The sequence below is a fragment of the Pseudomonas sp. ADAK2 TE3594 genome (assembly GCF_053628675.1).
The window spans coordinates 97691-114681 of record NZ_JBRJGV010000001.1 but is presented as its reverse complement, the minus strand read 5'-3'; the positions used below and the strand labels follow the sequence as shown (position 1 = coordinate 114681).

The window sequence follows — 16991 nt, the reverse complement described above, 5'->3', positions numbered from 1 at the left end:
AAACCCTCTTATTGTTCTGTCAGGGGGCGCAGGCGCACGCCCTGTTCAAGGTGCGCCAGTTGCGCGGCGTCGCCGATACCAAAACCGATCTGGGTAACGGCCATGGCAGCAATCGCGGTGGCGGTGCGCAAGGTTTGTTCGGGCGTATCGGCACTGAGCAAACCGTGCAGCATGCCCGCCAGCAACGAATCCCCCGCACCGACGGTGCTGATCACGCTGACCTTGGGCGGTGTGGCGTGCATGGCCGAGCCGACACTGAACCAGTTCACCCCGTCGGCACCGTCGGAAATCACCACGTGCTCGATACCATGCGCATGCAAACGGCTCGCGGCCTCGGCTTGGGCGGTAACGGAAACCTCCTCACAACCCAGCGCATCAGCCAGTTCTTCGGTGTTGGGTTTGATCAGCCACGGGCCGGCCGCCAGACCTGCGCGCAAGGCTTCACCGCTGGTGTCGAGCGCCACTTTCAAACCGCGCTTTTTCAAGCGCTGGATCAGTTCCCGCAACCACTGAGGATTCACCCCACGAGGCAAACTGCCAGCGACGACGACCGCGTCATGCCCTGGAGCAATCTGGTCGAGACGATCGAGCAAGGCCTGCTGCGCCGCTTCACTGACCCTCGGCCCCGGGCCGTTGATGTCGGTGATGCGCCCATCGCTTTCCGCCAGTTTGATGTTGCTGCGGGTCTCGCCGGGGACGCGGACAAACGCGTCGGTAAAACCGCGTTTGGCGAACAGGGTTTCGAACGCCTGAAGGTTGTCTTCCCCGAGAAAACCGCTGACGGTCAGCTGGTGCCCGAGGTCGGCCAGCACCTGCGCCACGTTCACCCCTTTGCCGGCGGCGTGGGTGTGCATTTCGTCGCTGCGATTGACCTGACCGGCGGTAAGCATCGGCAATTGAACGGTGAGGTCCAGCGCCGGGTTAAGGGTCAGGGTTAAGATCTTGGCCATTACAGGGCCTCCACTAATGCGCGTACTTCGTTCGCGCTGCCCACGGCCAGGGCCTGTTGGGCAAGGGTTTGAGTCTGGGTCAGGCTGAGTTCACGAATGCGCGCCTTGACCTCGGCAATGCTGCGGCCCGACACGCTCAACTCATCCACACCCAGGCCCACCAGCACCGGCACCGCCAGCGGATCGGCCGCCAGTTCACCGCACACGCCGACCCACTTGCCATGAGCATGAGCCGCACGCACGGTGATGTCGATCAGTTGCAGCACCGCCGGATGCAAGCCGTCAGCCTGGGCCGACAAGGTTGGATGACCACGGTCGATGGCCAGGGTGTATTGCGTCAGGTCGTTGGTGCCGACGCTGAAGAAATCCACTTCCTTGGCCAGCACCGGCGCCAGCAAAGCGGCCGACGGCACTTCGATCATGATCCCCAGTTGCAGGTCCGCAACCGGGATTTCCAGGCGCAGACGTTCGGTCATGTCCCGCGCCTGACGCCACTCATCGACGCTGCCGACCATCGGGAACATGATCCGCAATGGCCGGTTGTCCGCCGCACGCAGCAAGGCGCGCAACTGCGCTTCCATCACCTGCGGACGTTGCAGGGTCAGGCGAATGCCACGCACGCCGAGGAACGGGTTTTCTTCTTTCGCGATCGGCCAGTACGGCAGCGGTTTGTCACCACCGACGTCGAGGGTGCGCACCACCAGCGGTCGACCGGCCAGGCCATCGAGCACACGACGATATTCGACTTCTTGAGTCGCCTCGTCCGGCGCTTGCGAGTGGGCCATGAAAATCAGTTCGGTGCGCAGCAGGCCAATGCCTTCGGCGCCCTGCTCCACCGCGCTGGTGACGCCGGCGCTTTCACCGATATTGGCGAACACTTCCACCGCGTGGCCATCGGTGGTCAGCGCCGGTTGATGGCGTTGTTCGGCGGCGGCTTTCAGGCGCAATTCGCGGGTGTCGCGTTCTTCGGTGGCGCGCTGCAAGGTTGCGGCATCAGCGTCCACGTGCAGGCGACCACGTTGACCATCGATCAACAGCGGCGTGCCCGGTTTCAGCAGCAACACGGCGGCACCGGCGCCCACCAGCGCTGGAATACCGAGGGCTCGCGCGACGATGGCGCTATGGGCCGTGGCGCCACCGCGAGCGGTGAGGATGCCGGCGACGCGCGTCGGATCGAGACGTGCCACGTCGGACGGGCCGACTTCATCCATCACCAGAATGTACGGTTGCGCAGGCTCGGCAGGCGTTTCGACGCCACTCAATTGCGCCAGCACCCGGCGGCCAATGTCGCGCAAGTCGGCGGCACGTTCGGCGAGCAAGGCGTCCTGCAGCGATTCCTGTTGTTTGGCGGCGGCTTCGATCACCGCCATCCACGCCGCTTCGGCGCTTTCGCCTTGCTTGAGGCGGGTATCGACTTCGTCGGTCAGTTCCGGGTCGTCGAGCATTTCCTGGTGGGTGATGAAAATCTCGCGAATCGCTTTGGCCTTGCTGCGCTCGATCAGGCCTTCAATGTCGCGACGCACATCCGCCAACGCTTGCTTGAGACGTTCGCGCTCGATGGCGGCGGACTCACCGCGCAGCGGGTAATCGATGACTTGCAGCACTTGAATATGCGCCGGACCGATGGCGATCCCTGGCGCGGCGGCAATCGCCTGAATCAAACTGCCGGAGGCCGGTGCAAGCAGCACTTCGGCAACATCGGCGATCACTTCGCGATGTTGGCTCACTGCCGGCAGCGGCTCGACTTCTTCACCGAGGCCTTCTTCGATGGCCGCCAGCAAAGCTGGCAAGGCATCGGCGGCGATGGTCGGTTCGGCGATGAATTCCAGCACCTGACCACGACGGGCGCCAAGGCTGAGCAGTTTGCTCAAACTCTTCACCGACACTGCGCTATCGTGACCGTCGACGATGCGCACGCGGATTTCGCCTTCAAAACTTTTCGCCAGTTGCGCGAGGATCTTCGCCGGGCGCGCATGCAAACCGTGGGCATTGGCCAAGGCAATGCGTGCGCTCGGCCAATCCGCCGGCACTTCACCGCCGAGGACTTCCAGCACCGCGCGGCTGCTGGTGGCACGGCCCAACTCATGACCCCGGCCTTCGATCAGCAACGCGCAAAGGCGTTCGAGCAGCGCCTGATGGGCTTCACCGAGGCTGGCCAGGCAGAACAGACCGCTCAATGGCTGACCGAGGTAGCGCATGGGTTTATCCGGGGTAACGAACGCCAGGCCCGGACGCTTCACCGTTTGTTCGCTGTGCAGCCACCACAGGCCATCGCCCAGCGGCAGCGCGTCGACCTGCTGCAAGACACCGGCAAAACCGTTGCTCACGCAATCGGCCTGACGCAGCAAACGGGCACCGCGCCAGACCAGTTCTTCGAAGTCATCGGCGGAAACACCGAGGCCGATCATCTGTGCGTCCAGCGCCAATTCTTGCGGCGCGCCTTGCAGCAGTTTCAGCAAGGCTTCGGCGCTGCTGGCGCGACGCAGGGCCTGGCCCAGATCGGTTTCACCGAGGGCGCGGGTCAGCAGTTGCAGCAGGCGCAGGTGTTCATCAGATTTGGCGGCGATACCGATGGCCAGATAAACGATCTGGCCGTCGCCCCAGTCCACGCCGTCAGGAAACTGCATCAGCCGCACGCCGGTGGAAAACACCAGATCGCGGGTTTGCGGGGTGCCATGGGGGATGGCAATACCTTGGCCGAGAAAGGTCGAGCCCTGGGCTTCCCGGGCCTGCAAGCCCGCGAGGTAGCCGTCGGCCACCAGGCCATCGGTCACGAGTCGGTCAGCGAGTAATTGCAGGGCGGTGGCTTTATCCACAGCCGACTGGCCCATGGATATCTGCTCTATGGTGAGCTCGAGCATGCTTTCTCCTTTTTGGCGCCGTGTGACGCCAGGTATTGTTTTGATTGATTCAGCTTAGGCCCTTGGGAGCGCCTTTTCAGGGGCAGTTTTGGCGGTTTCGCGGCAGAACCGTCCAAAGCGACCTATAACGTAGAAAATACGCCTGCTGAAACGTTTAATCTAGAATGTTAGGCACGTTACTCGATAATGTCTCATCCTTGAAGTCCAATTGTCGGATCTGCTGCGACAATGGTCGCCTGCCCGAATCGGGTAGGATTGGCAAAAATGTCGGGGCAAACTCGAACAAAAAAGGAAAACCCGGGTTGAAACTCAGTGATATTGCACAGTTGGCCGGCGTCTCCGTGACCACCGCCAGTTATGTCATCAACGGCAAAGCCGAACAGCAACGCATCAGCAGCGCTACCGTCGAGCGCGTGCGTGCGGTGGTCGAACAGCATGGCTTCACACCCAATCCCCAGGCCGCCGGACTGCGCAGTCGGCACACCCGCACCCTGGGCTTCATTCTGCCGGACCTGGAAAACCCCAGTTACGCACGAATCGCCAAACTGCTGGAACAAGGCGCCCGGGCTCGCGGCTATCAGTTGCTGATCGCCAGCTCCGACGATGCGCCAGACAGTGAACGGCAATTGCTGCAACTGTTCCGCGCCCGCCGCTGCGATGCGCTGATCGTCGCCAGTTGCCTGCCGGCCGGCGACGACAGTTATCGGCAGTTGCAGGCCAAAGGCATTCCGATTATCGCCATCGACCGGGTGATGGCGCCTGAGTACTTTTGCTCGGTGATCAGCGACGACCGCGAAGCCAGTCTGCAGCTTACCCGCAGCCTGCTGGACCCGTTGCCCAAGCAGATCGCGCTGATCGGTGCCCGTCCTGAATTAAGCATCAGCCAGGAGCGGGCTGCAGGTTTCAAGGAAGCGCTGAACGGCTTCAAAGGCGAGGCACTGATCGAGCACGGCGAGTCGTTCAGCCGCGAGTGCGGCAAACAATTGATGGAAGAGTTGCTGCAGCGTCTGGGGCATTTGCCGGATGCGTTGGTGACCACCTCCTACGTGCTGCTTCAGGGCGTGTTCGATGCCTTGCACGACTTCCCGCTGAAGACCCGCCCGCTACGACTGGGCACCTTCGGTGATACGCAGTTGCTGGACTTCCTGCCCCTGCCGGTCAACGCCATGTCCCAGCAGCATCAGCTGATCGCCGACAAAGCTTTGCAACTGGCGTTGGCGGCCATTGAACAGGCCGATTACCAACCCGGCGTGCAGGCCATCGCGCGGACCTTCAAGCAGCGTATTCATCAGGACTGAGCCGTGGAACTGATCGACACCCACACTCATCTGGATTTCCCGGATTTCGACGTGGATCGTCAGGCGCTGCTGGCCGAGAGCCGCTCCCTCGGTGTGCGGCGGATGGTGGTGCTGGGGGTTTATCAGGCCAATTGGCAGCGGGTCTGGGATCTGGTGCAAAGCGATCCCGATCTGTATGCGGCGTTCGGTTTGCACCCGGTGTATCTGGATGACCATCGCCCTGAGGATTTGACCGAACTCGGTGATTGGCTGACGCGTCTGGCGGGCCATCGACAGCTATGCGCGGTGGGTGAGATCGGTCTGGATTACTTCATCGAAACCCTGGATCGCGAACGCCAGCAAACGCTGTTCGACGCCCAACTGCAACTGGCGGCGGACTTCAATCTGCCAGCGCTGATTCATGTGCGACGCAGCCATGCAGCGGTGATAGCCACGCTCAAACGGTTTCGCTTGAAGCGCGCGGGAATCATTCACGCCTTCGCCGGCAGCCAGGAAGAGGCTCGCGAATACATCAAGCTCGGTTTCAAACTCGGCCTCGGCGGCGCCGCGACCTGGCCGCAGGCCCTGCGCATGCACCGCGTGCTCGCCGGTTTACCCCTTGAATCGGTGGTACTGGAAACCGACTCACCGGACATGGCCCCCGCCATGTTTCCCGGCCAACGTAATAGCCCGGCTCATCTGCCAGCGATCTGCACGGCATTGGCCGCCATCATGGCAGTCAGCCCCGAACGACTGGCGTCCGCCAGCACTGCCAATGCGTGCGAGCTGTTCAACTGGTAATCCAATACCTGTGGGAGCGGGCTTGCCCGCGATGACGGACTATCAGCCAACATTGATGTTGAATGGTAAGACGCTATCGCGGGCAAGCCCGCTCCCACAGTAAATCAACTCCGTGGTATCAAACCCGAAACGCGCTGATCAATTGCTTGAGTTCCAACACCTGCGCCGACAACGCGCGGCTGGCATTTTCGGTCTGGTGCGCGCCATCGGCGGTGCGCTCACCGGCGCGGTTGATCTCGACGATGTTCTGATCGATGTCGTGAGCCACGGCGGTCTGCTGCTCTACTGCTGCGGCAATCTGCTGGTTCTGATCGACGATCATGCCGACGGCGCCGAGGATGTTTTCCAGCGCCTGCTGGACCTTTTCCGACTGCCCGACCGTGCCGTTGGCCATTTGGTGGCTGGTGCCCATCGCCTTGACCGCCGCCCCGACACCGCTGTGCAGCTTGGCAATCATCTGCTCGATTTCTTCGGTCGATTGCTGGGTGCGCTTGGCCAGGGTCCGGACCTCGTCCGCCACCACCGCAAAACCGCGACCCTGCTCACCGGCACGCGCGGCTTCGATGGCCGCATTGAGCGCCAGCAAGTTGGTCTGCTCGGCAATGCTTTTGATCACTTCCAGCACACGACTGATGGATTGGCTGTCGCTGGCCAGTTGATTGATCACCTGCACCGACTGATCGATCTCACTGGCCAGTGCAGCAATGCTGCCCTGCTGGGACTCCACCAGACCGCGACCGCTGATGGTCTCGTCGTTGACGCTGTGGGCGCTGCTGACGGCCGCCGCGGCACTGCGCGCCACCTCCAGAGACGTGGCTGACATCTGGTTCATCGCTGTGGCGACCTGTTCGATCTGCGTACGCTGCCCCGCTACCGCCTGATTGCTCTGGGCAGACACGTTCTCGACCTGGCCGGCCTGACGCTCGACCTCACTGACGGTTTGGCCCACACGCTCGATCAGGTCATGGATCTTCTTCACGGTGCCGGTGAATACCTCACCCAACTCGCCCAGTTCATCGCGGCTGTTGGCGCTGAAGGTCACGGTCATGTCCCCGGCCGCCACCTTGTCCATCACCGCGCCAAGACGCTTGAGGGTGGTGCGGGTCGAAGCGTAGAAACCGCCGTAGAGGTAAAAAATCAACACAAACACCACCGCCAATGCCACCGCCTGCAAGATCATATGGGTGCGATGCTGTTCCAGCCGCTGCTGCAACTGGGTACCGAGAAACTTCAGGGTGGCTTCATTGAGTTGGTAAGTCTGGTCGATCAGGCCCGTGACCTGATCGTAAAAGGCCTGCCACGGTGCATCGAGGGTGTCAGCCATCACCACCTGTTCTTCGAACAGTTCACTGGCCTTTTTCAGAGAGGCCTTGCTGCTTTCAGCCTGGGCGGCCAGGGTTTCGTGCGCTGCTTTACTGGAGCCCAGAGCATCCTGCAATTTCAGACCGTACTCAGCCTGAAGCTTTTCGATCTGCGCCAGCAATTCATCGAACCGGGTGCTCGACGACGAATTGAGAAAGCCCTGTCCCAACGAGTAAGAGCCCATCGCCCGGCCTTCGCCGAGCGTCTGGGTGACGGCTGGCGTGACGTTGGTAATGAGCTCGCTCAACTGACGCATGTCGCTCTGACTGTCGCGGCTGAGGCCGGCCTGACTGGCAATGACCTGGCTGAAAATCTGCGCGTTGCCGAGCAACTTGCCGATCAGCGCACTTTTGCTTTGCAGGGAGGTTTCCGTTTGCTGGGCCTTGAACGCGGCGATCATTTCATCGCGCTTGCCATCGAAAAAGGTGATTTGTTCCGGGTCAGTGGTCATCGCCGCCAGCCCTTGTAAACGGGTCAGAACGCTTTGCTCCAGGGCGCTGATGTTCGACTCGACATGACCGGCCTTGCCGGACTGGCCAAGGGTGACGTTGATCTGCACCAGGTTGTTCAGGGTTTCCAGATCCCGGCGCAGGCTCAGGCCGCTGCCCAGCAGGTCGAGGCTCTGCAGCTCGACCCGGGTGCCCTGGAATTCGCGATAGGAATCGCGCACCAGATAGAAATTGGTCACCAGCATCGGCACGAGGAATAGCACGCTGATCAGGCTGAACTTCATGCCGAAACTCAGGCGGTTCATCAGCGCGACGGCGGGATAGAGCAAGCTCTTCACTGTGAAGTCTCCCTTTGATTTCTTATTTTTATGGCAGGCGCGCAGAGACAGCAGATAGCCACTATTGGCGCTATCTCTGTATAGCCTAAATCGGCGGAGGGTTTTGTAACTTAAGGTTAACGGCGGGGTGCCGTTGTTGGAGCTGATGAGCCCCCTCGCCACAGGAAAGCCCCTTCACCACAGGCAAGCCCCAAGCCACATTGAAGATAGCTTCAGATACGTTGTGGCTTAGGACAAAACCGTCCACAACGCAAACCCGGCATACCAAAGCACTGCCGCGCGCAGCAGCAATTCCCAGATCCGGTCCAGGCTGTTGATGCCGTCCGGCCCGACCACCGGCGCCGGGATTTCACCGGCCACCAACCCGACCTTCTCGATCAGTTGAGCTGCGCTGATGTTCCAGTTCAGCAGCTCGTTCAACATTACCCGGCCGACCGCGACAAAGTTGCCGACCAGCGCAAAACTCGCCGCCAGCAGGCGCACCGGTACCCAATCGAATGCATGACGCAGCTGTGCCGCTCGCTCGACCACGGCCGGGTTCTGCCCGTGCTCCTCGGCCAGCGCCAGCAGTCGATAGCTCAACGCGGCAACCGGGCCCAGCAGGAAGTACCAGAAGATCACCGCGAAAAAGCTCTGATAGGCCTGCCACAGCAGATGCCCTTCAACTCGCTCCAGCAGTTGCTCGCCGCTGTCGGCACAAATATTCAGGTCGCGTTTGGCCACATGAGCGGCGGCTTGCAGGTCTTCCCGGCGCCAGGCATCGCGAAACGGCCCAAGGCCGGCCAGCAGATCACCTCGGCCCAGACTGTAAATCACCACCAGCAAGTGCACCGGTAACGCCAGCAAACCGTAGGCTACCGGCTCCAGCACCACCAACAGTAAACACAGCAGCGCCACCGGCAACAACACCAGTACCGCCAGTATCAGCCACGGACGGTTTGTCATGCGTGGGTTGGCTTCAAGCTTGTGCAGCTCGCGCACCCAACCGCCATCACGTTGAACCCGATAGCGCAGGGCCGAGAACTTCTCGATCCACACCGCCAACAGCAGCACCAGAAAACTCATTGTTACTCCTTTTTTTCCAGAGCAGCTTTTGCCAGAGACGCGCGATAGCGTGCCCAGTCAAACGCCGGTCCCGGATCAGTCTTGCGCCCGGGTGCGATGTCGCTATGCCCGCAGATGCGTTGTGCGGTGATGCCCGTGAAGGCGCTTTGCAGCTGTCGCGTCAGGGCCGTCAACGCTTGATATTGGGCGTCGGTGAACGGCAGATCATCCGTGCCTTCGAGTTCGATGCCCACGGAAAAATCGTTACAGGTTTCCCGTCCTTCGAAACACGAGACGCCAGCGTGCCAGGCGCGCTCAAGACAAGAGACAAACTGAGTGACGGTGCCGTCACGTTCAATCAGAAAGTGCGCAGACACCCGCAGGTCGGCGATTCCTGCAAAGTAGGGATGTTCCGTGACATCCAGACGATTCTGGAAAAATTCCTGCACCTTGCCGGTCAGAAACTGCGCTGGCGGCAGACTGATGTTGTGGATCACCAGCAGGGAAATTTCGCCCTCGGGGCGCGCATTGAAGTTGGGCGAGGGGCATATGCGCACGCCCTGACACCAACCGCTCGCGGGGTCCAACTGCATACAGGCTCCTTCAACGACGACTGTGTTGGTGCCCAGTATGCCGCGATAGACCCTCGGTGCGCGATCACTTGCCGTGATTGAGACGCCGCAGGTTGCCCAGCACCGACTCCAGCGCCCGATCGAACAGCAAGGTATCGTCCAGCGTTCGCACCGCGCCACGCCGGAACTCCAGGGCCAGACCGGTACGGCTGTGCTCCAGCACTTTCATTCCGGTACGGTTGACGAAGATGTACTTGCCGGTGGTTTCAATGATCGCCGCCAGCTTGCAGCGCAGGGTGTTTTCCTCGTCTTCCTGAAACTCGACCCAGCAGCCCGGGTGCAACTGATCGACCTGAAGGAGAGCAACATCGCCCTCCGGCAAACGCATCGATGCCGTTTCGACGGGGCCTTCGTCAGCGGTGCGAAGCACGATTTGCTGCTGCACTTCGACCATCATCAGTGCGTCAACAACCGTGTTTTTCTGGCTCGGGCGTTCGAACAGCTGAACGTGCAAGGCTTCCAGCTCACTGAAAAACTCACTGGTGGCGAACGGGTCGAATGCCGAGCTGTTCAACCCATCGCGCAACGACTTGAGCAATCCCGGCACCAGCGCCAACAAGCGCAGGCTCGCGTCGGCTTCGTCATGGCGCTGCACGCTCCAGATCAATTGCGCCATGGTCTGCACATCGGCGTGCCATTCGGCGGATTGATCACCGTGCTTGAGGCAGGTCAGCAACAACACTTTGCTCCAGGCCTCCTGAACAAACGCCACCACGCTGTGCGGCAGCACCTTGCCCACCAACGCCTGGTTCAGCGCCTGCTCGACGCGCTGACGCGCCAGATCGGTCCTGGCACGGCCTTCTTCGGCGTCACGGGTGCGTTGCTCGAGTAATTCGCTGCGACGGCGTTCGTCACTGGTGAAGGCGAGAAAATCCGCCAGCAATTCGGAAAAGATCGCCGGGTCATCGACAAAGTCGTTCAACAAGCGCTGCACCACTTGCTCGATGCGCAGGTACAGGCTGTCGCGCGCATGGTCATCGCACTCGCCCCAACCCATGGCCGCAGCGGCGATTTCGTTGAGTAAACGCCGGGCCGGATGGCTGCTGCGACTGAAAAAGCTCTTGTCGAGCACCGCGACTTTCAGCATCGGAATCTGCAAACGGCCGATCAGCGCCTTGAGGGAGTCCGGCAGGTTACGGTCATCGAGGATGCATTCGAAGAGCATGGCGATCAGGTTGATCACGTCTTCGTCGGCCACCCCCACCACGCGCGACTTGCCGCTTTTGACGCTGACGCGGGTCAGCAGTTGTTCGAGCTGATTACGCAGATCGAAGTCATCCTGAGCCGCCAGCGCCGGCACGTATTGCTGTAAGTGCGAGAGCAGACGCAGCAGGTCGCGGGTTGAAATAGGCTGGGTCTGGGCACTGACTTCCAGGGTCGGCGCAACGCTGCCACGCACATGGAACAGCAACTCCTGCAATGCGGCGAAGACTTCCTGCACGCCATCGTCAATCTGCGTATTACCAGTGCGCATGCCTGTTTCGGCGGGGTCAGCACGAACGCTCGCAGCCGCCCGATCGGTGGCACGCCGCGCCGGGGCTGGCTTGAGGTCCGGCAGCACACCGGTGGCGATCAGCAGTTGATTGGCTTCGGCGTAGAGCTGATCAGCATTGCTGAGCACATAGCGTTCGAACAGCTTGAGGATGATCAGCTTGACCTTGATCTCCATGCCCAGATTGCGTCCAGCCTGCAAGAAATACTCACAGAGCAGCGTCGGCCCCAGTGGGTTGTGCTGTTCGACCAGCGTCTTGCTCAGCAGTGTGCTGAGTCGGGCGGTGAGCTGGTCGAGGGCGAAACCGTCGCGGTTCAGCACTTTGCCGACCATGGCCTCCACCGCCACGTTGCGCTCCATGTCGTCGCTGGGTAACGACGCCGAGGCATCGAAAACCAATGCCCGGGGCAAGGCAGTTTGAGAAATGTCGTACTGCGCGAGGCTGACGAAGGCCTCGAAGAATTGCTCGAGAAAACCGCGCTCGATGCTTTTGCGCTTGAGGCGCAAATCGCGCATGGCCTCGAAGAAGATGTTTTGCTCGACATTGTTTCGGGCCCGGTCGGCCATTTCGAACAGGGTGTCGTCGGCGTTATCGAACAGCTCCTGCAAACCTTGCTTGAGCTGTTGAGCGGCCTTGTCGCGAACCTGAAGCAGAATCACGGGCAGGCGGGCGAGCGGCGAGTGAGTCGCCTGGTCGGTAGCGGCCTTGTGCAAAGGCACTACATTCCCGTCGTTGTGCATCCAAGCCTCCTGAAACGGTGATTCTTCGGTTCGGTTCGGTAAGAAAGATCGAGTACGCAGGCCATACAGCCAACGCTCAACGGGGACAGTCATCACCCGTTGTCATTCAATAATAAGGAATCCAAAGTTACGTCAAAGCTATGACGTCAAATGAAAGGCGAATTATCTGCAAAAGACTCTCCTTGTGCCAGCAGACTCTGCCCGTCCCCAAGAAATAGACGTATATGAGAGCCCCTTGCTTAACACCGATTGCTCGGGCGAATCGACCAAATGCAGGTTGGCGAACGATGGAATGGACGTTGACGCCTTGGGTTGCCTCGCACCATGGCCCTATAATCGGGCCACTTTGTTTGTGGAGCCCGTTATGCCGAATCTACGTCTCGCCGATTTGACCGCCGAAATCGAAGCCAACGTGCGCCGTGCGTTGCTCGAGGACATCGGCAGCGGCGACATCACCGCGCAACTGATCCCGGCCGAACGCCTGGCCAAAGCCACCATCATCACTCGTGACGCCGCCGTCATCAGCGGCACGGCTTGGGTCGATGCTGTGTTTCGGCAGCTGGATCCGCGGGTTGCAGTGCATTGGCAGGTAGCCGACGGCGAACGGGTGAAACCCAATCAGGTGCTTTTCCATCTCGAAGGCCCGGCGCGCTCGCTGCTGACGGGTGAACGCAGTGCTCTTAATTTCCTGCAATTGCTGTCCGGCGTGGCCACTCGCGCGCAGTACCTGGCCGATTTCGTCGCCGAGACCCAGGTGAAGTTGCTGGATACACGCAAAACCCTGCCGGGGCTGCGCCTGGCCCAGAAATACGCCGTGACCTGCGGCGGTTGCCATAACCACCGCATCGGCCTGTATGACGCCTTCCTGATCAAGGAAAACCATATCGCCGCCTGCGGTGGCATTCCTGAGGCTATCGCAGCCGCGCACAAGATCGCCCCGGGCAAACCGGTGGAGATCGAAGTGGAAAACCTGGCGGAGCTGAAGGAAGCACTGGCAGCGGGTGCCGACATCATCATGCTCGATGAACTGAGCCTGGATGACATGCGCGAAGCTGTGCGCCTGAACGCCGGCAAGGCAAAACTGGAGGCTAGCGGCGGTATCAACGAAAGCACGTTGCTGCCAATTGCAGAAACCGGGGTGGATTATATTTCGATTGGTGCGATGACCAAGGATGTGAAGGCTGTGGACCTGTCGATGCGACTGAGTCTCTGATCACGCCTTTGATATAAAAAATGCCAGCCTGATGAAGGCTGGCATTTTTTTTAGACCACCAGATTGTTCATCTCGCAGTACTCTTCCCACTCGACGCCCAATACCTCGGCCGCCTCCTTGTGCAGCGCCAGGCGCGCGGCCTCGTACTCTTCCGGGCTTGAGGTGTACTTGAGCGTCAGCTCCCACGGCTGCAAGCCCTGAGCTTCTGCCTCATCCTCGAACGCCCACTGAATCTGGTCTTTCTGATCGTCGGCGGGCAAGTCCTTGATCTCTTCCATCAACTCGTGCGCGTCTAGCGCGTACTTTTTCAGGGCTTCTTCGTGTCTGGCTTCTTGGGTCAATTCTTTAACGGTCATGGCGTTCTCGCTGATCTGGGGAATGGAAGATGGATCTGGATCATCAAGGATCTCTCTGACGCAAAAAACCGTTTGAAGCCCGGTTTGTCTGGCCTTCAGAACCATTCGGGATCATCTGAAAACTGCTGGGCGATGCTCATGCAGACAACGAATATAGGACGTTTTGTCGATGATTTACACGGGTCTTTACATCTATCCCATAAAAAGCCACGCGCATAAGGTGCGAGAGGCCTTGGGAACATAAGTCGAAATCCAAAGTCATAGCGATGTGCCATATCGGCACGTCACAAGGAACCCAGTGATGCGCAGTTTTTCGAAGCTTTTGTCTACCCGGTTTGCGACCGCTACCCTGCTGCTCGGCAGCCTGACATTGGCCAGTGCCGCTCAAGCGGCTGTCGAAGTCACCTCTGACCCTGCGTTGTACTCCGACAAAATCTGCGCCCTCCACAATTCATTCGGCAAGGACACACTCGTCAGAACCAGCGTCAGCATCGATGATCTGGAAAGCCTGCAAAAAACCGTGAAGGCCAATGCCACCGAACTGGAAAGCCAGAAACGCACCATCAGCGAACAAACCCGTCAGATCGAAGAACTCAAACGCAACAGCGGTTCCAGCTCAAACTCCAGCAGCAAGGAGATTGACGATCTCAAGCGCACGGTCAATGAGCAGGAGCGCGATCTGAACAACCTTGGCAAGCAAGTGGAAGAGCTAAAGCGCAACAGCGGCTCAAGCTCAAGCTCAAGTAACAGCGAAATCTCCAGTCTCAAGCGGGAGATCAGCGATCAGGATCGCGCGATGGATCAGCTCAAGCGCACCGTTGAGGATCTGAGCAGAAAGGTGAAATAAGCGAGAAGTGGTGCCCGAGACAGGAATCGAACCTGCGACCTTCGCGTTACGAGTGCGCTGCTCTACCGGCTGAGCTACACGGGCGGTGGGCTAAACCTAGCACTGGCTTCGAGGTCCGGCAACTTGGCGCACCGTAAAATCAAAAGATCGCAGCCTGCGGCAGCTCCTACAGATTCGACGTACGCCGCCATATCGTGGTTGAACACAATCTCGTGTAGGAGCTGCCGCAGGCTGCGAACTTTTGATCTTTCTGCACACAAAAAAATGCCCCGCCGTTTTCACGGCGGGGCATTTTTTATAACGTTGAAGCGGTCAGGCGTGGGAGCGATTAAACGCCCGAAGCCTTGGCTGCTGCTACGTCTTTGATGGACAGCTTGATACGGCCGCGGTTGTCCACGTCCAGTACCAGTACTTCCACTTCCTGGCCTTCTTTCAGGATGTCGGTCACTTTCTCAACGCGAGCATCGCTCAGCATCGAGATGTGAACCAAACCGTCCTTGCCCGGCAGGATGTTGACGAATGCACCGAAATCGACGATGCGCTCAACCTTACCGACGTAGATCTTGCCGATCTCGGCTTCTGCGGTGATGCCCAGAACGCGCTGACGCGCAGCTTCTGCAGCTTCCTTGGTTTCGCCGAAGATCTTGATCGAACCGTCGTCTTCGATGTCGATCGAAGCCTTGGTTTCTTCACAGATCGCACGAATGGTCGCGCCGCCTTTACCGATGACATCACGGATTTTGTCGGTGTCGATTTTCATCGCGATCATGGTCGGAGCGTTTTCCGACAGCTCGGTACGCGACTGGCCAATGATCTGGTTCATCTGACCGAGGATATTCAGGCGCGCTTCCAGGGCTTGGCCCAGAGCGATTTCCATGATTTCTTCGGTGATGCCCTTGATCTTGATGTCCATCTGCAGCGCGGTAACACCTTTGGCGGTACCCGCTACTTTGAAGTCCATGTCGCCGAGGTGATCTTCGTCGCCCAGGATGTCGGTCAGGACAGCGAATTTCTCGCCTTCTTTAACCAGACCCATGGCGATACCGGCAACCGGTGCCTTCATCGGAACGCCGGCATCCATCAGAGCCAGGGAAGCGCCGCAGACCGAAGCCATGGAGCTCGAACCGTTGGACTCGGTGATTTCCGACACCACACGAATGGTGTACGGGAACACGTCGGCAGCAGGCAGCATCGCCTGAACCGAACGACGGGCCAGACGGCCGTGACCGATTTCGCGACGACCAGCGCCACCCATGCGACCACACTCACCTACCGAGAACGGAGGGAAGTTGTAGTGCAGCATGAACGGGTCTTTCTTCTCGCCTTCCAGGGTGTCCAGCAGTTGTGCGTCACGGGCAGTACCCAGAGTCGCGACGACCAGGGCCTGGGTTTCGCCACGGGTGAACAGTGCCGAACCGTGGGTCTTCGGCAGAACGCCGACTTCGATGTTCAGCGGACGTACGGTCTTGGTGTCGCGACCGTCGATACGTGGCTTGCCGTTAACGATGTTTTCGCGAACGGTGCGGTATTCGATTTCACCGAAAGCCGCTTTGACTTCAGCGGAAGTCGGCTGACCTTCTTCACCGGACAGGTTGGCAACAACCTGGTCTTTCAGCTCGCCCAGACGTGCATAACGGTCGGCTTTGACGGTGATGGTGTAAGCCTGGGAGATCGCCTCGCCGAACTCGGCACGGATAGCGCCCAGCAGTGCGGTGGCTTCTGGCTGAGGAGCCCAGGTCCAGGTTGGCTTGGCAGCTTCAGCGGCCAGTTCCTTGACGGCGTTGATCACCACCTGGAACTCGTCGTGAGCAAACAGTACAGCGCCCAGCATCTGGTCTTCGGTCAGCTCTTTGGCTTCCGATTCAACCATCAACACGGCTTCCGAAGTACCGGCAACGACCATGTCCAGGCTCGAAGCTTTCAGTTGTTCGTAAGTCGGGTTCAGCAGGTAACCGGTGCTTTCATGGAACGCAACGCGGGCAGCGCCGATCGGGCCATCGAAAGGAATGCCGGAGATGGCCAGGGCAGCCGAGGTACCGATCATCGCAGCGATGTCCGGATCGGTCTTTTTGCTGGTGGAAACGACGGTGCAGACAACCTGCACTTCGTTCATGAAGCCTTCTGGGAACAGCGGACGGATCGGACGGTCGATCAGTCGGGAAGTCAGGGTTTCTTTCTCGGAAGGACGGCCTTCACGCTTGAAGAAACCGCCAGGGATCTTACCGGCAGCGTAAGTCTTTTCCTGGTAGTGAACGGACAGAGGGAAGAAGCCCTTGCCTGGATCGGCTTGTTTGGCACCGACAACGGTCACCAATACGCTGACGTCGTCGTCAACGGTGACCAATACTGCGCCGGAGGCCTGACGGGCGATACGGCCAGTCTCGAGGGTAACGGTCGACTGACCGAACTGGAATTTTTTGATTACCGGGTTCACGGTGTCCTACCTTCTTTTGTGGCTCTTGGGGAACTTGTCTTCTTGCGAAATTCTTGGGCAATGTCGGGAATCGGCCCAACGCCTGTCCAGGGTAAAACGACTATCCAGATAAAACTTGAGGCTGGGAGCCTGCCATGCGCCAGCGGGAAACCCACTGACGCACGACAGACAACCAACCTCTAGCGCAATCGCTT

At 59.7% G+C, this 16991-nt stretch carries 11 protein-coding genes, 1 tRNA gene and 2 pseudogenes; 4 read left to right on the top strand and 10 right to left on the bottom strand.

The window, feature by feature from the left end:
• Nucleotides 1-8: 8 nt before the first annotated feature.
• On the bottom strand, nucleotides 9-950 hold the full coding sequence (gene pfkB, locus AB7M22_RS00480) for a 1-phosphofructokinase (RefSeq protein WP_454184874.1): 942 nt from the start codon (nucleotides 948-950) through the stop codon (nucleotides 9-11).
• Nucleotides 950-3811, bottom strand: a complete 2862-nt coding sequence (gene ptsP, locus AB7M22_RS00475; RefSeq protein WP_454184873.1) for a phosphoenolpyruvate--protein phosphotransferase — start codon at nucleotides 3809-3811, stop codon at nucleotides 950-952. The genes pfkB and ptsP overlap by 1 nt, the downstream gene beginning before the upstream one ends.
• 183 nt (nucleotides 3812-3994) lie before the next feature.
• Here ptsP and cra point away from each other — a divergent pair.
• Both cra and AB7M22_RS00465 read left to right on the top strand, forming a co-directional pair.
• Nucleotides 3995-5109: pseudogene (cra, locus tag AB7M22_RS00470) on the top strand (catabolite repressor/activator).
• Nucleotides 5110-5112: 3 nt separating this feature from the next.
• On the top strand, nucleotides 5113-5889 hold the full coding sequence (locus tag AB7M22_RS00465; protein WP_454184872.1) for a TatD family hydrolase: 777 nt from the start codon (nucleotides 5113-5115) through the stop codon (nucleotides 5887-5889).
• 118 nt (nucleotides 5890-6007) lie between these two features.
• On the opposite strand, the gene AB7M22_RS00460 is transcribed toward AB7M22_RS00465, so the two are convergent.
• The 5 genes and pseudogenes from AB7M22_RS00460 to AB7M22_RS00440 form a co-directional block, all read right to left on the bottom strand.
• Nucleotides 6008-6712 carry a methyl-accepting chemotaxis protein gene (locus AB7M22_RS00460; RefSeq protein ID WP_454188743.1) on the bottom strand — a complete coding sequence of 235 codons (705 nt, stop codon included), beginning with the start codon at nucleotides 6710-6712 and terminating at the stop codon, nucleotides 6008-6010.
• Nucleotides 6713-6865: 153 nt separating this feature from the next.
• A pseudogene (locus tag AB7M22_RS00455) lies at nucleotides 6866-7069 on the bottom strand (HAMP domain-containing protein); the annotation flags it as partial.
• 1197 nt (nucleotides 7070-8266) lie between these two features.
• Complete coding sequence (gene ampE / locus AB7M22_RS00450) at nucleotides 8267-9103, bottom strand: regulatory signaling modulator protein AmpE (RefSeq protein WP_008009653.1); 837 nt, start codon at nucleotides 9101-9103, stop codon at nucleotides 8267-8269.
• A 2-nt stretch (nucleotides 9104-9105) separates the two neighbouring features.
• Nucleotides 9106-9675, bottom strand: a complete 570-nt coding sequence (gene ampD / locus AB7M22_RS00445; RefSeq protein ID WP_454184871.1) for a 1,6-anhydro-N-acetylmuramyl-L-alanine amidase AmpD — start codon at nucleotides 9673-9675, stop codon at nucleotides 9106-9108.
• A gap of 64 nt (nucleotides 9676-9739) precedes the next feature.
• A complete protein-coding gene (locus AB7M22_RS00440; RefSeq protein ID WP_454184870.1) occupies nucleotides 9740-11947 on the bottom strand; it encodes a DUF1631 domain-containing protein in 2208 nt (735 codons plus the stop codon).
• A 364-nt stretch (nucleotides 11948-12311) separates the two neighbouring features.
• Between AB7M22_RS00440 and nadC the strand changes: the two genes are divergently transcribed.
• Nucleotides 12312-13160: a carboxylating nicotinate-nucleotide diphosphorylase gene (gene nadC / locus AB7M22_RS00435; protein WP_454184869.1), complete on the top strand. Its 849-nt coding sequence runs from the start codon at nucleotides 12312-12314 to the stop codon at nucleotides 13158-13160.
• Between the two features lie 50 nt (nucleotides 13161-13210).
• On the opposite strand, the gene AB7M22_RS00430 is transcribed toward nadC, so the two are convergent.
• On the bottom strand, nucleotides 13211-13516 hold the full coding sequence (locus AB7M22_RS00430) for a DUF6388 family protein (RefSeq protein ID WP_008009657.1): 306 nt from the start codon (nucleotides 13514-13516) through the stop codon (nucleotides 13211-13213).
• Nucleotides 13517-13817: 301 nt separating this feature from the next.
• Between AB7M22_RS00430 and AB7M22_RS00425 the strand changes: the two genes are divergently transcribed.
• Nucleotides 13818-14363, top strand: a complete 546-nt coding sequence (locus tag AB7M22_RS00425; protein ID WP_454184868.1) for a hypothetical protein — start codon at nucleotides 13818-13820, stop codon at nucleotides 14361-14363.
• 8 nt (nucleotides 14364-14371) lie between these two features.
• Here the strand turns inward: AB7M22_RS00425 and AB7M22_RS00420 are convergent.
• Nucleotides 14372-14447 (bottom strand) — tRNA-Thr (locus AB7M22_RS00420).
• A 244-nt stretch (nucleotides 14448-14691) separates the two neighbouring features.
• A complete protein-coding gene (gene pnp, locus AB7M22_RS00415) occupies nucleotides 14692-16797 on the bottom strand; it encodes a polyribonucleotide nucleotidyltransferase (RefSeq protein WP_052965657.1) in 2106 nt (701 codons plus the stop codon).
• Nucleotides 16798-16991: the final 194 nt, after the last annotated feature.

Excerpts from the sequence above, each read along its gene's own strand:
- pfkB (WP_454184874.1), bottom strand. The coding sequence starts at position 950 with ATGGCCAAGATCTTAACCCTGACCCTTAACCCGGCGCTGGACCTCACC.
- ptsP (WP_454184873.1), bottom strand. The coding sequence starts at position 3,811 with ATGCTCGAGCTCACCATAGAGCAGATATCCATGGGCCAGTCGGCTGTG.
- AB7M22_RS00460 (WP_454188743.1), bottom strand. The coding sequence starts at position 6,712 with ATGTCAGCCACGTCTCTGGAGGTGGCGCGCAGTGCCGCGGCGGCCGTC.
- ampE (WP_008009653.1), bottom strand. The coding sequence starts at position 9,103 with ATGAGTTTTCTGGTGCTGCTGTTGGCGGTGTGGATCGAGAAGTTCTCG.
- ampD (WP_454184871.1), bottom strand. The coding sequence starts at position 9,675 with ATGCAGTTGGACCCCGCGAGCGGTTGGTGTCAGGGCGTGCGCATATGC.
- AB7M22_RS00440 (WP_454184870.1), bottom strand. The coding sequence starts at position 11,947 with ATGCACAACGACGGGAATGTAGTGCCTTTGCACAAGGCCGCTACCGAC.
- nadC (WP_454184869.1), top strand. The coding sequence starts at position 12,312 with ATGCCGAATCTACGTCTCGCCGATTTGACCGCCGAAATCGAAGCCAAC.
- AB7M22_RS00430 (WP_008009657.1), bottom strand. The coding sequence starts at position 13,516 with ATGACCGTTAAAGAATTGACCCAAGAAGCCAGACACGAAGAAGCCCTG.
- AB7M22_RS00425 (WP_454184868.1), top strand. The coding sequence starts at position 13,818 with ATGCGCAGTTTTTCGAAGCTTTTGTCTACCCGGTTTGCGACCGCTACC.